Source organism: Cellulophaga omnivescoria (assembly GCF_027915275.1).
Classification (GTDB): Bacteria; Bacteroidota; Bacteroidia; order Flavobacteriales; family Flavobacteriaceae; genus Cellulophaga; species Cellulophaga omnivescoria.
The window spans coordinates 2612307-2630474 of sequence record NZ_CP115819.1 but is presented as its reverse complement, the minus strand read 5'-3'; the positions used below and the strand labels follow the sequence as shown (position 1 = coordinate 2630474).

At 33.0% G+C, this 18168-nt stretch carries 11 protein-coding genes; 1 reads left to right on the top strand and 10 read right to left on the bottom strand.

What is annotated here, in order from left to right; all coding sequences use genetic code 11:
* Positions 1–282 precede the first annotated feature (282 nt).
* The 4 genes from PBN93_RS11745 to PBN93_RS11730 form a co-directional block, all read right to left on the bottom strand.
* Positions 283–2928, bottom strand: coding sequence for a hypothetical protein (locus tag PBN93_RS11745; RefSeq protein WP_271080727.1), 2646 nt, complete (start codon positions 2926–2928; stop codon positions 283–285).
* Between the two features lie 200 nt (positions 2929–3128).
* Complete coding sequence (locus tag PBN93_RS11740) at positions 3129–4550, bottom strand: carbon starvation CstA family protein (protein WP_271080726.1); 1422 nt, start codon at positions 4548–4550, stop codon at positions 3129–3131.
* Positions 4551–4561: 11 nt separating this feature from the next.
* On the bottom strand, positions 4562–5701 hold the full coding sequence (locus PBN93_RS11735) for a hypothetical protein (RefSeq protein ID WP_271080725.1): 1140 nt from the start codon (positions 5699–5701) through the stop codon (positions 4562–4564).
* Positions 5701–7629 carry an FAD-dependent oxidoreductase gene (locus PBN93_RS11730; RefSeq protein ID WP_271080724.1) on the bottom strand — a complete coding sequence of 643 codons (1929 nt, stop codon included), beginning with the start codon at positions 7627–7629 and terminating at the stop codon, positions 5701–5703. The genes PBN93_RS11735 and PBN93_RS11730 overlap by 1 nt, the downstream gene beginning before the upstream one ends.
* A 171-nt stretch (positions 7630–7800) precedes the next feature.
* Between PBN93_RS11730 and PBN93_RS11725 the strand changes: the two genes are divergently transcribed.
* Complete coding sequence (locus PBN93_RS11725; protein ID WP_271080723.1) at positions 7801–8430, top strand: chloramphenicol acetyltransferase; 630 nt, start codon at positions 7801–7803, stop codon at positions 8428–8430.
* Positions 8431–8497: 67 nt separating this feature from the next.
* Here PBN93_RS11725 and PBN93_RS11720 read toward each other — a convergent pair whose 3' ends face one another.
* Genes PBN93_RS11720 through PBN93_RS11695 form a run of 6 tightly spaced genes read right to left on the bottom strand, consistent with a single transcriptional unit; the run spans position 8498 to position 18083 of the window.
* Positions 8498–10078, bottom strand: coding sequence for a sulfatase (locus PBN93_RS11720; protein WP_271080722.1), 1581 nt, complete (start codon positions 10076–10078; stop codon positions 8498–8500).
* A gap of 3 nt (positions 10079–10081) precedes the next feature.
* On the bottom strand, positions 10082–11605 hold the full coding sequence (locus PBN93_RS11715; protein ID WP_271080721.1) for a sulfatase family protein: 1524 nt from the start codon (positions 11603–11605) through the stop codon (positions 10082–10084).
* 6 nt (positions 11606–11611) lie between these two features.
* Complete coding sequence (locus tag PBN93_RS11710; protein WP_271080720.1) at positions 11612–12481, bottom strand: sialate O-acetylesterase; 870 nt, start codon at positions 12479–12481, stop codon at positions 11612–11614.
* 8 nt (positions 12482–12489) lie between these two features.
* Complete coding sequence (locus PBN93_RS11705; RefSeq protein WP_077406366.1) at positions 12490–14772, bottom strand: beta-galactosidase; 2283 nt, start codon at positions 14770–14772, stop codon at positions 12490–12492.
* A complete protein-coding gene (locus PBN93_RS11700; RefSeq protein WP_077406363.1) occupies positions 14762–16573 on the bottom strand; it encodes a right-handed parallel beta-helix repeat-containing protein in 1812 nt (603 codons plus the stop codon). The genes PBN93_RS11705 and PBN93_RS11700 overlap by 11 nt, the downstream gene beginning before the upstream one ends.
* Before the next feature lie 19 nt (positions 16574–16592).
* On the bottom strand, positions 16593–18083 hold the full coding sequence (locus tag PBN93_RS11695) for a sulfatase family protein (RefSeq protein ID WP_271080719.1): 1491 nt from the start codon (positions 18081–18083) through the stop codon (positions 16593–16595).
* Between the last annotated feature and the right edge of the window lie 85 nt (positions 18084–18168).

The following is an 18168-nucleotide window of genomic DNA, read 5'->3' as shown; positions in this document are numbered from 1 at the left end:
TTTTTTAGTAATTAGGGCTAACTATAAATAAACGCAATTCATTGCGTTTATTCACCCATATTGGTGTAATAAACGTACATTTCAATTTTTAGCGCTTAATTTTCTTACAATATAAAAACATTTTTTGTTGTGCAATTACAGATATGTGTAATTGTATAAAAATAATTTATAATTGGTAGTAATTGGGTTATAGTTTACGGTACACGGTTTTAAAAAAAATCTCCTTTTACACTAGTTTGTAGGTACTAGTATAAAAGGAGAACATAAATAAATGTTAGGCACTTAATACGCTACGTCTATAAAACGCATAGCACCTGCTGGTACTGTTATTTCTATTTTATTGTTGGTTGCCGTTAGCTCTTCTTTAGATAAAATATCTACTATTTGTTTGGGCGTTTTGTACGCAAATGTTACGGTAACTTTTGTGTTTTGTGGGTTTATGTAATTTGGGTCTATTAAAATTAAACGTGTGTGGTTGTCATCTAATTTTATAGCACTCCATGATGCACCCGAGACTACAATTGGTAACTGCTTTGCACCTTTTGCTACTGTTGCTTTTATAACTGCACCAAACTCTTTTGCGGGTACTTTAACGCCATCTTTAATACCTACTTTGGCTGTAGATACAAAATATGGTTTGCTTAGTTTTTCTATTGTAGTTTTGGCTTCTACTGGTGCTACTGCTACCATACCGTATGGCATAATTGGCATATAGTTTAACCATCTGTATTTTACGCCTAGGGCAACGCTAGAAAAATCGTGTTCTGGTAGGTCTACTCCTGCCCAATGCATTTGCGCATATGAAAATACGGCATCATCATCTGTTGTGCTGTATTGTTTTAAATTATGGTGTGTATCTACGGTGTGTATTAGTTTTTCGTCTACGTTTTGTATTAAATGCCATGAACCTATAGAGGTTATATTTTCTGGTTTTACTACGGGTAACACACCAGATTTCATTAACGCAAATAAAATGTTTAAACCTGGTTCTTCTGTAAATGAGTTGTTTGACACTATACCGTACCTTGCGCCATAAGCTGCCATTAAAGTACCTTGCCTTAAATAAGGAGAAATAGAACGCTGACCACCTGGCGAAAGTGGTCGCCAACTTGTTGGGTTATCATCTATTAAACGCATAGCAAAATCGTTTACATATCCGCTAGACTGCATACCTACGCGGCCGACTAAATTAAGGTCTTGAGTTCTGTTACTGGTATCCTCGGAGGCTGGCACTAAAATATCGTTGTATTTATTAGAGAAAAACATTTCTTTCCATAATGGCAAATGAGATGTTGCTGCCCAAAACATATTTTTGTACCTAAAATACAATTTGGCTCTATTATTTTTTCTGATTGCTTTTGCCAATCTAGGCATATATTCTTTTACAAAATACTGTACTCTAGCATCTTCTACATTAGCCATTTCTGCATATACAAAACCATAACATGTGGTTGGTGCAACTTCTAATATTTTTTCTAGTGTTTCTATTTGTATGTAAAAAGGATCGTTACCGTGGCCTGCCCAAAACGTAAATGGTTGGTTTTTTGCCTCAAAATCTCTTGCCATTTGCACAATGTCTTCTCTAGAGTCTTGGTATTTACCACGTTTGTCTTTTTTAAGGGCTATTTTACCCATAGCTTTAACCATTGCAGAGCGCTCTGTACTTTCTTTTGGCGATTTCTGTATTACAAATTTTACATTATTTGCAGTTAGCTTTTTTACATCTTCATTAATTTTTTTAGAGGTAATCATTACCCAATCCTCGTCAGATTTTTGCTGGTATTCTGGTAATTTAAAGTCTAACGTTTGTTGGTATAGTTTTGCTAGGTTATTTTCTACCTCTAACATTCTGCCCTGTTTTGGCTGTTTTGTGCTCCACCAATTTTTATGGTCTAAATTATAAACATAAACTGCATTGCCACCATCTACTTCGCCCGCAGCAAATAAGCTATTTTTGCTGGGTATATAGGTAATATCACTATACACTTTTGCAGCAAATCTTTTGCCTTCTTTTGCTACAAGATTACCCTTGGTATCTAGCACATAAATTATACTACCGTGCTGAAACATAATTTGTTTACTTTTTGGCAAATACGCTCCTTTACTATGTGCATACCTCTGAGCATCTTTAGAACTACCATTAAATGTTGCTAATGTGTTAAAATTGCTATCCAGGGCTATAAAAAAAGATTTAAAGGATAAATCTGCAAAAAACAAAATATCATGTAAACCATCATTATTAATATCTGCCACAGCAAAATCTGTAACCATAGTTTTACCAAACTGTTTAAGTTTATTGTCTTTATACTCTAAGCGTTTTATAACTTGCTTGGTTTCTGGGTTTATAAATCCTAAAAAATCCCATCTAAATTTATCATGAACATAGGTCATTACAAAAAGGCTTTGCTTGTCTTTTTCTATAAAATTACCAGCCATTAATTTACGTACTACACCATCTATCTTGGTAGTAGACACTAACTCTCCTTTTGCATTTAACTCATACAAATTATAGTTGTTACCTCCTGCAAATATTTGTGGCTTGCCGTTATTTACCACAGCTACTTCACTAAAACGCACTTTATGTTTAGGTGTATAACTCCACAATTGTTTACCAGTACTGGTATAACAATAAATAGTACCATTAGCACTTGCTGCAATAAGTTCTTCTTTACCATTATTTGTAATATCTGCTGCAACTATATTAAACACTACAGCTGGGTTAATTGCAGGTTTGCTCCATATTTTTTCTCCAGAAAGTGTGTATGCAGCCAAAGCACCATCTAACTCAGACACATATAGTATTTGGTCTTTATTATTATTGGCAACAATAGCATTGCGTATGCCATTGCCCTCTGTTGTAAAGTTTTGTGCGTGTACAGTACCTAGCATTATAATAAATACTAGCATATATGTAAATTGGTTTTTCATTTTTTTTAAAGTTTTAGCTGTTTAAAAAATCACACATCTGTAAACAACAATTGTTATTTAGATGTTATTTGCATTGTCGAAGATATTGTCTTTGTACTTTTTTTTGTAGCCAATGGTAAATACGATGTCTACTTAAGTACAAACACCTAAAAATTAATTAGTTACCACTATACATAAATTTTATTTGTAGCAATAAGTATTTATGTTGTTCTAAGTAACTTTTTAGTATATAAAAACCAAATAGTTACAAGTAGTGACACCAATATACCTACACTATAAGATATGGTATAGTTTACCTTAAAACCTTCTGGCGCAACTAATATATAGGTAACTACAACTGTTGTCATAAAAGCTGCCGGAAAAATAATAAACCACGTTTTTTTACCTTGTTTTTTCATATACATGGCCGATGCCCATAAAACAACGGTAGCCATTACTTGATTAGACCATCCAAAGTACCTCCAAATTATGGCAAAATCTACTTTAGTAAGTATTATAGCTATTACAAAAAGCGGAATAGTTACCAAAAGTCTTTTTAATAATTTAGACTGATTTATGTTAAACGAATCTGCTATGGTTAAACGTGCGCTTCTAAAGGCTGTATCACCAGATGTTATTGGTGCAGCAACTACGCCAAATACAGCTAAAATTCCACCTAATTTACCTAGCATAGTATTACAAATTATATTTACCACCCAAGCAGCATTATGGCCATCTTGTGCCATTGCCTCTCCAAGCTGACTAACACCTCCAAAAAAAGACATAGAAACGGCTGCCCAAATTAATGCTATAATACCCTCTGTAACCATTGCACCAGCAAATACCTTTTTGCCATCTGCCTCATTAGATATACAGCGTGCCATTAATGGCGATTGCGTTGCATGAAAACCAGATATAGCACCACAAGCAATGGTAACAAATACCAACGGAAAAACTGGAAAAGTATCGGGGTTAGAATGCAAATTGCGTAAAGTGCTAATACTAAACTCTGGTATGGTATAGTCTTGAAAAAGTAAGGCGCCAAACAACCCAAAAGCCATTAGCAGTAAACAAAGTCCAAATAAAGGATATATTTTACCAATTAGCTTGTCTATAGGAATCATAGTTGCTAAAATGTAATATAAAAATATAACTATAACCATTGTAGCTGCACTAACTCCTGTAAGCTCTTGTAGTATACTAGCTGGTCCTTTTACAAATACTACACCTACTAAAACCAATAATACTACGGCAAAAATTCTCATAAAATGCTTTACACCATTGCCCAAATACTTGCCTACTATTTCTGGTATACTTTGCCCACCATGACGTATAGATAACATTCCGGAAAAGTAATCATGTACAATGCCACCAAAAATACACCCAAAAGTAATCCATAAAAAAGCCACTGGACCCCAAAGCGCACCAGATATTGCTCCAAAAATAGGACCTAAACCTGCTATGTTTAAAAACTGAATTAAAAATATTTTACCCAACTTAAGAGGTACAAAATCTACACCATCTTGTTTGGTTATAGCTGGCGTTTTACGGTTTGTATCTATACCAAATTGTTTTTCTACATAGGTACCATAAACAAAATAACCAACAACAAGAATTACCACACAGATTAATAAAGAAATCATACTCTTTTTATTTAAAGTTGGTTTTTATGTTTTTTAGCAAAATTATTAAGTACTTTTTGTTGTAAAGTTGTTAGGTTCTCTCCTTTTAAAAACCAATATACATTTCTAGAGATTACAATATCTTTTTGTAACAAAGGCATTAAGTTACTTATTAAATTACTGGTTACTGCCTGTTTGTTTTGTTGTAGTATACGTAAAAACAAAGCTGTTTCATAATAAGTAATGTTTTTACTAACTACCAAACTTAAATCTGTTACGTAATTACTATTTAACCTAGTATTAGCGTTTAACAAAGAGTTTAATGCAGCTATTTTAAGTTTAGTATTTCCTTTGGTTATAAACGTTTTTAAGGTAGATAAATAGGTATCTTCACTTCCGTTTTCTGCGTAGAGAATAGCATTACGTACTAGATTGTTATTTTTTAATGTGTTTTGCGTTACCGCAGCTACTACATCTTTTTCGTATTTTTTTTGAAGATTTACATACGTTAATGCAAACAATTGTTTTTGAAGATTATCACTATTTAAATAAGCAATATAATTTTTGCTTGAAAAATTAGAAGCCGTAACCTCTTTTATTTTTTCTACTACTGCGCCGTGCGCCCAGTGCCAAAGCGTATAACATGTTAAAGATGCACCATCTACAGTATCATCTTCATTTAACTCTAACAAAGTTTCACCAGCAACAGCATCTACAATATCATGAGATTTTACAGTGGTTAAAATTTCATCAATTCTAATGCTCTTAAAAGGCGAGTCAACATCTAAAAGTATTTTTTGCGTTTTACTATAATCCTCTTCTGTATATGGTTCTCTCTCATACTTTTCTAAGGCTACACCTTTTGCTAATTCATATTTTTGATACTCGCCAATGGTGTTCCAAATAATACGGACAGGAACAATTTTACACAAGTTCTCATAACAAATAACAGATTCTACATCCATATAATAAGATACTGGCAAGTTGTTTTTGCCTTTTACTTCTACAAGTACGGCATCTTCAATATTATTTTGCCCTTTACCAGGATGATGAACTTTTATATGGTGCTTTATTTCGTTATTAGATTGTACTAAGTGTCTTTTAGCACTTTTATCGGTAAATAAAAGTGCTAAAAAAACAACCGTAATTATGTAGGTATATCTTATAAACATTAGTAACAACGAACTTCAAAAAGCTTAATATTAGGATCGCCATAGGTATCATTAAAAGTAACACGTATTGCATTAGTTTTTATGGTTTTAAAATTAACTTTTACCAAACGTGTTCTGTTATCCGTTACCTCTGCAATGGTTTTCCAGCTTCCTTTTTCTCTTGCTTCAACTTTAAAAGATTTTACCAGCTCTGGCGGTATACCAATAACCTGTCCTTTGTTTTTAGCCGGATTCTTATGCATCATCATTTTACGCTGCAAATTAGTGTCAAACTTAAACTCTACAGCTGATAAGTCTATATTCTTTTTCCACTCTAACTGCAATTCTGCTTGTAAACCGTCTGCTTGCCAATGGTGTATTTTTTCTACCTCATCTCTGCCAACACCATCAATTAAATTTTTTACATCCCCAGATATTGTAGAAGAACCAAAAATTACACTTGCCTGCCTAGCTTTATCGTTTTTATCATTTGCTGGTCTGTTTGGCAGGTAAGAGTCGTCTCTTAACAACTGTTCTTGCAAGTCGTTTATATACTTTTTACCTATTTCTCTAGGTGTAACTTTATGTTGTATACACAATGCAGATGCCGTACCTACTGCTTGCCCCATTAGAGCGCAAGTAGCAATAATACGGGATGATGATAATGCCATATGTGATACACTTACGTTACGCCCAGCTAACATTAAATTACTTATATTTTTAGAATACAAACAACGAAAAGGAATTTCATAAACCTGCTTAAACCTAGAATGAAAATAACTAGCTGGCTCGGTTAAATTCTCTATTCCTCCAGGGCAATGCTCATCTAAAGACCAGCCACCATAGGCAACAGTATCTGTAAAATGACGGTATTCTTCCATATCTGGTTGGGTTAAAATATAATCTCCCATAAACCTTCGAGACTCTCTACGGCCTGGCACAGAACCTATCCAATCTAAAGCTATATTTTCTGCTTCAGGAAAATTACCCGAATTTTTAATATGGTCCCAAACACCGTAAAAACGTGCTAGTAATTTGTGTTTTATATCTTCTCTCTCTCCAATAATATCATTATTACTACCAATTTCTACCCACCAAAAACCTTCTTTTACTTGTTTAATTTTACGGTGCTTGTCTTTAAAAGCTGTTTCTGCATCAAAAGGAATTGCGTAAGAAGGCGGATTAAACTTTATTGGTCTACCCATATCTTTTGTAATCATCATAATACAGTCTCCCATTACCCAATTGTCTGGCACATCTGGAGCAAAGGACTCTCCAAACTCCTCTTTGCCTTCTCTACCAATTCTGTACTCCGCACCAGCCATTGCAGCCATTAAACCATCTCCAGAAGAATCTATAAAAACATCTGCGTTAAATGTATATGCCATTTCTGTAGTGGTTTGTCTTGCAAAAACAGATTTTATTTTATCTCCATTTTTAACCACGTCATAAGCTTGTGTATTTAAAAATAATTCTAAATTGTTTTGTCTTGTAACAAAATCATACAAAACGTGGTCCCATACAGGGTAAGACTCTTGCTCATTAAAATGCCAATTTTCTATAAGCATTTCTTCTAAAACACCTGTTTCTCTTTCTACAATATGTTTGTTTTTTAAACTCTGTACTCCGTTTACAGTAACTCTAATTTCACTAGAGGCATTACCGCCAAGCACTGGCCTATCTTGTATTAAAACTGTTTTATTACCCATTCTTGCAGAAGATACTGCAGCACATATACCTGCCATACCTGCACCAACAACCACAACATCTGCAGTAATTGTTTTTTTCCTATTTAAATGAAATTGTTGTCCGTCTGCATTGGTATTCCAATTAGGAGTTGCAACAGTTTCTGTGTTTTTATTTTGCGCTGTTAGCTCCCCTACTATAGGTAACATACTTGCAGCTAAAACTCCTTTTGTACTTGTTTTAAAAAACTTTCTTCTTTCCATTATATAAAGCTAAAATGTGGTATGTATTATTTATTAGGACAATTTACTAAGTAGGTATAAAATAAATGTTTTGCTCAGTAATTTAATTGTACCTCTCAGTACTTACGTTTATTTTTTAAGCAATACACTTCACTCCCTTTATCTTTACTATTTTTGATAAAAACTATTTATATGAGTAAAACTTTGGTTAGGATTGAAAATTGGAACAGAAAAGATCACTTTAATTTTTTTTCAAAGTTTGATGAACCATTTTTTGGAATTACAGTTACAGTTGATTGTACTTTGGCATACAAAAAAGCAAAAGAGAACAATACTTCGTTTTTTCTTTATTATTTATACCGTGCATTAGAAGCTGCAAACCAAATTGAAAATTTTAAATATAGAATTATAGATGATAAGGTGTATTTATTTGATACCATTAACGCATCACCAACTATAAATAGGCCAGACAATACCTTTGGCTTTTCTTTTATAAATTATAATAAAGACGAAGTTAGTTTTATTGCAGACGCTAAAAAAGTAATTAAAAAAGTACAAGAATCTACAAGTTTGTTTCCTGAGGAGGAAGATAAAATAAACGTTATACACTTTTCTGCTTTGCCTTGGTTAAACTTTACTAGTATGTCTCACGCTAGAAATTATAAATACCCAGATAGTTGTCCTAAAATATCTTTTGGAAAAATAATGACCACAGACAATACTAAAACAATGTCTGTTTCTATACACGCGCATCATGGTCTAGTAGATGGCTACCACGTTGGTCTTTTTGTAGATAAGTTTCAGGCTTTATTAAACAAATAAAAAAAACCTTGTTATGGCATTTTACTGCCTTAACAAGGTTTTACTTTTATCTATCTATAAAAATATTTTAAAACTCTAAAACCGAATTAGGCGGTAATGGAACCTTATTTTGTTTGCGCCATTGTACCAATTCTGCTAACATTGTATTGGCAATATCTTTATTGGTTTCTACTAAGTTTGTAGACTCAGACGGATCTGCGTTTAAGTTGTACAACTCTAACTTACCATCTGCTAAAAACTGAATTAACTTGTAGTTGTTTTTTCTAATTACAGAACACGTACCGTGTTTCCATTGGCTAGCTATATGCCAAAACAAAGGGCGATTTGTAAATTGCTCATTGTCTTTAGTAAACATTGGAGTAATAGAATTACCATCTAACTCACCGTTATAATTTTTTATACCTGCAACATCTAAAAACGTAGGAAAAAAATCTAACGCAGTTATGGCTTCTTTACTTCTTCTTGCCTGTACTTTACCTGGCCAATTTACCAGTGCAGGTACTTTTATTCCGCCTTCATAAATATACCCCTTAGCACCACGTAGTAAATCGTTTTTACTTTGTCCGCCATTATACCCGTTATCTGAAGTTAAAATTATCATTGTATTTTCTCTAAGACCGTTATCATCTAAATACTTAACAATTCTGGCAACATTAGTATCTACAGACTCTACCATAGATGCATACCCTGCATAATGTTCTTTTCTTTTTATTTTTTCTGCAATACCTTGTCCGGTAATAGAGTCTACCTCTTTATTTAAGTATTTTTGGTATAGTTCTTCATTACGTTTTCTAACAGGTGCGTGTACCGCATAATAATCTAAATTAATAAAGAAAGGTTCATTTTTATGATCTCCTATAAACTCAATAGCTTCATCTGTTAACCTATCTGTAAGCCATTCATCTGTTGGTTTTTGCTCTATAAACGGATTGCTAAATGGTGCTATATAACCACCACCTACACTTTTATAGCCACCTGGTTCTAAAGCAGGGTCTCCACGGTATGTACCTGCAACGTTTTTTATAAAACCACGACCCTCTGGGTAATATTGGTGTATTTCTGGTGTTTTATGTTTTGCTACCCAACTATAATCTCCCGGATCTGGTTGTGTCAGTTTCTGTTGTATAGGGAAAGTCATTTTCTTTTCTTTTTCTGGGTAAGGCCCAACAATGTGCCATTTACCTATGTGTATTGCCTTGTAGCCAGCATCTGCTAAAGGCTCTGCAAAAATGGTATGCTCCTTACCCACTGTCCACCTAGAAAAGATGTTTTCTTCTGCTGTACCTTTTTCTAAAACAGGTACAGTATACACCCCTGTTCTAAAAGATTGCTTACCTGTAAAAATTGCCGTTCTAGATGGTGAACACGTTGGGTACATATAAGCATTATCTAATACCAAACTTTCTTTAGCAAGCGCATCTAAATTAGGGGTTTCATAATAAGTAGACCCATTAAAACCAACATCTGCATACCCTAAATCATCAACCAGAATAAATACTATGTTTGGTTTTTTAACTTCTGTTTGTTGTGCTACCTCTTTGCCTTTAGTTTCTGGTTTTTCTTTGCAAGAAAAAGCTAAAAAGGTAATAAAAAAGCAGGCTACAATGGGATGTCTAAAAACATTTTTTTTTAAATGTATCTCTATCATATATTATTTTAATTTAAATTGATCATATTCAGGATTTACTTTAGCATCTCTAAACCTTGGTCTATCCTTCCATAAATTATAGGTTGCTTTTAACTGATTAACATCTTCTGGGTATTGCCCCTTATCGTCTGTATTTTGTATCCAATTTTCTAATTCAGTTCTGTGTTCTGCAAGAACAGCTGCGTATTCTAATTTTTCAGCTAAATTATTCATCTGGTGCGGATCCTGTTTTAAATTATACAACTCTTCCTTTGGGCGTATACCAAACCAATGTTCTTCTTGATATGGGGTTAATTTACCTTCTTTATGTAGTTTTTTAAAATCTTTTACTATTGGTTTATTATCTCTATAACCCGCTTGTAACATTGGTCTTTCTGGGAAATAATTACGAATATATCTAAAGTCTTTAGATACTACGGTTCTTATCCTATCTATAGTATAATCACATCTATCTCTTGCTCCAATAACATATTCTGGGGCATTGTAATCTTTTGCGAATAAATCTTGCCCATCTAAATATTTTGGCAAAGAAACTCCTCCCATAGCAAGGGTAGTTGCAGATACATCTAAAAGTGAAACTAAGTCGTTACTAACTGTACCAGCATCTATTGCAGGATGGTTACCTTTAATCATTAATGGTACCAGCATTCCGCCTTCGTAACAAAATTGTTTATGACGTAAAGAAGAATTACTTCCGTGATCGGAAAAGAAAAATATAATTGTATTCTCTAATTCTCCATCTTTTTCCAACTGTTTTAAAATATTTTCTACAGTAACATCAGATCCCCTATTGGCATTATAATGTTCTGTCCAAGCTTTTCTCTGCGAAGGAATATCCGGAAAATAAGGCGGCAGAGGCACATCATTATCTGCCAGCTTTTCACCATCGCGCACATATTTAGCATCTTTTTTTCCTCCCATTATTTGTACCTGTCCAAACCATGGTTGGTTTTTATCTTTTCTTGCACTCCAAACTCCATCGGTAACAGACATGTAATTAACTGCTTTGTTTCCTTGCCAGCCGTTCATTCCTGGTTTATAATCCTTTTCATTACCTACTGCATACAAGGCTTTACGATTGTAATGAAAATTATAATCGTCTTTACCAGAATTAAAAACAAAATATCCAGCATCTTTCATTAACTCCGGAATAGTCTTCATTCCTTCTGGTAAATTAATTCTAAGTTCTTCTGGCACAACTTCTCCATCGGTAGTTCTGCTAGATCTATGGTTATGTGTTCCTGTAGTTGTTTGCATGACACCAGTAATTAAGGCAGATCTACTTGCAGAACATACTGGAGCTGTGGCATATGCACGAGTAAATAATACTCCGTCTTTTGCAAATTTATCTATTATAGGTGTATGCCCAATATTAATAGAATCGCCATAACACCCCATAAATGGAGACAAGTCTTCTGCAACTATCCAAAGTATATTTGGTTTTTTTACAGCAATCTGCTCTTTAGATTTGCATCCAAATAAACATATAAACCCTAATAAATAAAGTGATAAAATTATTTTTTTCATTTTTTCTTATTTATTTAATTCAATCAGTTTTTTACCAAAAGCAATACCCAAACGTTTTTGGCCCTCTGCGTTGTAATGCACATTGTCTGTATGCTTAGGGTAATCTTTCCATTTTCTGTTTGTGGTTGTTTTTAAAAGAATAGCACTATTATTTTCTTTACAAAAATCTGCCATTGCTTGTCTAACCATTTCTGGACCTTCTTTAAACCTGCCATAGGTTGAGTTAATTTGTCCTATAACAAAGGGCAATTTTTCTACGTTTAAATCTTTTTTATAAGCATTGTATAATTCTTTTAAGTTTGTTTTATAACTCCTTGCAGCAACCTCTTTAGCCGCATCATTTTCACCTTGCATCCAACATAAGCCCATAATATTATATGTATTTCCTTTTTGGGTTATTGAAGTTACTATTCTTTGTATGTCTTGTATATGCATACTATACAATTTGGCTTGTTGCTTTTCTTCTCCTTTTTCTACAGCTTTACTTTTTTCTAAAGACCAATTAGGGCTCCAAGCGCCATATAAAGAAGTACCTCCTTTAGACCTTTTTATAAGAACAAACTTCTTATTTGGGTATTTTTCTGCTAAGGTTACGCCTAATAAAAGCTCTGGACCAAAACGTTTTTTAAAATTGTATTTTTCTGTTGGTTTATTATCGTAATACGATAACGGTTTGGCATCTGCTCCATTAAAACTTAGCAATACTGTTTTGGATGCTTTTGCAATTCTATTTTTTGTAATAGCATCTAAAAGACCATAATTACCTGCGCCTGCCATATTAGATTGCCCTGCTAGTAGCACAACCTGAACATTATCTTGCGCTCCTACGGCACCAAAATAAAGTAGAAAACATATTATAATTTTAAAATTCTTCATTATATCTATTATTTATCTTCTAAAACAGTTACATAAAAAACCTCGTAAGGCTTTAGTGTTGGGTTAGCTGTTACTTTTATGCCTTTTAAAAGGTCTTTGCAAACAGTTTTTTTTGCATCTTTTAATTTTATTTTTAAAGTTGCGTCTGTTTTACCTAGGTTAACTACAGATAAAATATGGTTACCTTCTTTATTCTTTATAACCTTCCAAGCACAGGTTTTAACCCCTAATTTATTTGTTTCTGTTACTGTTACTTCCGGCAATTTATTGTTAGTTGCTAAATGCTTCATTGCTTTAGTATTTAGCTCTTGCAAAGAATTACAAACAACCAAAACACCTTTGCTTTGTGTAAGCTTAGGAAGAGCATTTCCATATTCATCTTTTTTAAGACTAACTGCGTCTGTAAAAATTGTTCCTCCATTATCTAAGTAATTTTGTAATACCTTTTGTTCTTCTGATGTGATAAATTGAGTTTTATAAATTAAAACAGCTTCCCAGTTTTTTTGTTTTTGTTTGTTAAGAATATCCTGAGTTGCAAAACCAAGAGACACCCCATTAAAATGAAGAGATTCGTATAATTTAAAAACATCATCCATATGTTTTGTTTTATTTATGGCAGATGTTTTAGAATAAAAAATACGTAACGGCTTTTGCATACGTTGCATAGCCATTATATGTTCTGAAAAAGTATTTAAATCTATTAAAGTTGTAGCTACCTCATTAGTTACTCTAGGTTGCTGATTGTTACTACCTGCGTAACCTTTATCATTTATTGCTTTTTGTGATATGGCTCCATTTGCTTCCCTAGGCCAGTACCATATTTGGCTTGCCGTCATGCCATAGGTATGTGCCAACCAAAAAGCTGCTCTTACATACTTAGGATCTTGGTATAAATCTCTAGATTTTGTTGTAGATAAATAATGTAACTCAGAATTAAAATTTAGTTTAGACGGACTCACAGATTTCATAAAATCGAACCCCATACAAAGCTCTCTCCAATTAAGCGCATAATGGTGCTCCCATTCCTCTTTTGGTCCCCACATATGGTTATTTTCTGCACCAGAATCGTTACCAATAATTCCGCTTAAATCTGTTAAAGCCTCTAAATCTATACCGTGTACTCTTTTATTATCTGTCCATAAATTTGGCATAATTTTTAAATGAACTTTTGCTGCTGCATCATACTTTAAAATTTCTTCTTTTAAAAAAGTATACCATTCTGTAACCCTATGCATATTAAACAAAGACCAATCATACCATATAGGTGTACCTCTTAAACTTGTGTCTATTGGTATTTGTATTTCTACGCTATTAAAGTTTTTAAAATTAGTGTGCCATAAGCTGTTTAATGCTTTTATAGATTTATGTTTCCTTTTTAGCCATACTTTAAATTTATCTATTGTAAAATTAGAAACAGGACCAGAAGCCCAAGCTAGTTTTTCACCTGTTTTTTGTGTGAAAAAATGAGGTTCATTACACAACATATACCCCAAAGCAGTATAATTTTTACCTGCCATAGTAGGCACTAACCCTTTTATTAATTTTTTTTGTACATCAATGGCTCCTGGGTTATCTATATCATAAGCGGTATAGGTATTGGTACGCATAATAAAATTATCTCCGTACTTCTTTTTTGCCCATTTAGGCATTGTTTTGTGGTTAAAAAATATAAAACCTGCATTACCTGTTGGCTTAGTACTTAGTTCTTGTTTTTTAGAGGCATTTATAGTGCCATCTTCTTTAACAACATAAGACGGAGTTATAAAAAAACCATCTTGGTTTCCGTGGTATTCATTTAGTTCTGCTGTATTAGGTTTCCAAGTATAGTCCGCTAAAAAAACAGGTTTATTATTATACAATAACTCATCATTATTTACTGTTATTTTAGACCAATCTATTTTAGGGCTTGGAGCTCTAAACACCTCCTTATTTATAAGTAGCTTTAAGTAGCCTGTAGCCTCATCTAACATTTTTATAACGTCTTCACGCTCAAAATCTGGCAATTTATTAGCCATTTCTTCTGCATCTTTTTCATAAATTTTTACAAGTAAAAATGCATCTTTATTAGCCTTAACATTCTGCTGATCCCAATTGGCATATTTTAAAAATACTTCTGCTGTTCTAATTGTGGTTTCTTCTTTTAAAACATCTATACCTTGCATTTTTGCTTTTTGCATTAAAGCACTAAGCTCAACCATTTTTGTTTTTGCCAAATCTTCTAAAGATTGGGCTTTTACTGCTGTTACAATAACAAACAAAAACACTACCAATAAGCTTTTTCTATTTTTCATATGTGAACCCCTTATTTTTCTTTACGCTTACTGTTTTTTTTGATGCTTCATCTGCCCTAACACCATTAGTAACTGTACCGTTATACGTATTATTCTTAATTTCTACATTGTTACAATTAATAAGATCAAACATATAAGCGTTTGGGAACAATGGTTTAAATGTTTGAGTTTGTTTAATAGTGTTATTTTTTATAATTAAACCATCTACACGGTCTGCCCAAACAATTCTACTATCAAAAGTTTCTATAGTATTGTTTTCAAACACAATGTTTCTATCATACAAATCTGTTGCACTAAACGCAGCTCCTAACCTAGGAGATACTTTTAAAATTGCGTGCTCTGATCCTGAATATGCACAATCTTTAAAATGATTATTTTTTATAATTACGTCCTCTACATTACCAGACTCAAACCAATAAAATGTTTCGCCACGTAACATAATAGAAGACATCATAGAAGATAGGTTGTTGTTTTCTATTACTATTTTTTTAGGTGTTTTTATAATTATATTTCTTGCCCTATGGTCTTGTATTGTATTGCCACGCATAGTAAAACTTGGGTTCCAAGTTTTGTTTTCTAAAACATCACCAACTTTAAGATCTTTGGCAACATCAGTTTTAAACGTAAGATCTGTATAATAATCATTAATAACCTTTACCCTAGTTACAGTATTGGTTTCTTTTCTAGCAGGACTTGGTGCTTTTATAAACCAAACCTCATCTCCAACACCTGCAAACTCAAAACCATATTGTTGGTTGTGTTTTAATGCTACGCGTACAGTTTTAGAATTTATAATTTTGTCAACTTCTACATAGGTACCGTGTACGTTTGTTCCATCATCATACATACCCTCAAAACGGCAATTTTCTATTAAAATATCACCTTTACAATTGGCAAAATGAGTAGCGTCTGCAACTATAGACATTACACGATCCGATCCTTCTTTTATATAAATACCACTGTTTAGTATTTTTATATTTTCTGACCTTTCAAACAAAAAACCCATACCTAAGGCGTGATGAATTACAACATTATCAAATACAATATCCTTAGAATTACGCACTAAAAATGCTGGTGCATAACGGTTATTTTTTTTATCTCCTTTAGACTGTAAAACACTACCAACTCTTGGAATTTTTTTTAAGTCGTATTGATAAAATCGAAGAATTCCGTTTTCTCTTTTTTCAACAAAATTAGAATTTAATGATACATCCCAAGCTCCATAATCTACAGCTTTGGTTTCTTTATTATGAGGGAGAGAACTCCCTAATGATGAAAAATTAAAATTATTAATTCCGGGAAATACAACCCTTCCTTTTTCTAGTTTCCATGAAAAACCTTTGGTATATGGCTTAAGCTCATACCAATGCTCTTTTTTGTTAAAAGCAACAACATCTCCCTGAAAACTAAAAGGAATATCCCAATCTAGGGTAACATTTTTTATATCTATTTTTTTACACCCTTCAAAAACAAAAGGTGCAGTTTGTCCATTAAAAATAAACTCGGCGCCATTACCATTTATAACAACCGAATTAAAACCATTAAAATTAAAAATGATTTTTTTAAATCCGTTACCATGGTTGGTTACATATAAATATTTACCCAATGCATACTTGGTTAAAAAAGTATAGGTACCTTTTTCAAAAACCAACTCTATATCTTTATCCTTTGCATTTTCTATAGCCTGCCTTACTGCATAAGACATGTCTCCTTCTGCATGTTTAATATGTATAATTTCAGATGCATAACTATGGCTAAATGCTAAAACACATATTAATATTAATTTAGATAATTTACTCATTTTGTTTTGTTAGGTATTTTTAAAGATTAACTCCTGCTCCTTGTAATGATGCATCATGGTTCCACATAATTTTCCAAGGATCTGCTGTTTTTGTCTGAAATTCTTTAAGCTTTTCTTTTAAATTTTCAAGTTTATTTTTAAACTCTTGTTTGTTTGCCAGATTATTAAGTTCGTTAGGATCTTTATCTAAATCATACAACTCAAATTCTGGTCTAAATAAAAAGTCTTGTACTTTTTTAGGTCCAAAATATGGTTGATTAGTTCTGTAAATACTTTGCCATGTAGATGAAGCCCAAAGGTCTGATGCAAAAGGATACTCTAAACGGTAAGCAATATTCCAAATTAGTTTATAATTACCGCTCCTAACCACACGCATTGGGTAGTACATTGTAATTTCATGAAAGGTATGTGATGCGTATATTTCTGTAAAATTTCCTTTTTTTTCTGTACCTACAGTTTCTTTAAAAGATGTACCATGAAACTTATTTTTGTTGTAATCTACTTTAGCCATATCTAAAATAGTTGGTGTAAGGTCTACCCATGAAACCATAGCTTCACTAGTAACGCCTGTGACTTTTACACTAGGGTCTTTTATTATACAAGGCAATTTAATACCAGGTTCATGTACAGATGTTTTTGCTCCTGGAAAAGCCATTCCGTTATCTGAGATATAAATTACTATAGTGTTTTTATCTTTGCCCTCTGCCCTTAGCATTTTCATTAGTTTTCCAAACCCTTGGTCTATTCTAGATACACTCTGGTAATATTGTGCTATTTCTTCTCTAGTCTGTTTCGTGTTGGGCAAAAAGGAAGGCACTAAAACATCGTTTGGATTATAAGTTACTGTGTTTACATCGTTATATCCTTCTTTTTTGTTTCCAAAGCTATTAGGAGTGTCCCATTCCTCTGGTGTAAAAGGGTGTCCACGGTGCGGATCATCTGTACAGAAATACAGAAAAAAAGGTTTATCTGACTTTAGAACACTTGCACATTTATTAGCCATTTCTACCGTATTTCTAGGGTCTGCTTCTAGTACTGTATTAAAATGATATACTTTTTCTGGTGCTACGTGGTACTTCCCTATTCTGGCAGTTTCATAACCTGCCTTGCTTAATAAAACAGGTAAAGATGTAATAGAGTCATACGTACTAAAATGATGGTAATCATGAACGTGACCGTAAGAGCCTGTTGCATGACCAAACTTACCTGATAATATTACAGATCTACTTGCCGCACAGCTGGCACTGGTACAATATGCATTAGTATATTTTGTGCCTTCTGCGGCTAATTTATCTAAATTTGGTGTTTTAATTACAGGGTTTCCATAAGCTCCTAAAGCATCTAAACCATGGTCATCTGCAACAAATAATATTATGTTAGGAGAAGATATTTTAGTGTGACTTGTTTTCTTACCATCAACTACATTTTTAGGCTGCTTATTAGTATTACAGCTTAATAATGTTATAGTACAGAAAGCAATTACAGAAATATTTTTAAAAATAGTTTTCATTCACTTATATATTAAAATTTAGGCATAACCTATGGTAAACATAGTTATGCCTATCTTTTTTTTTGTGCTTATAAATAAATAAAAT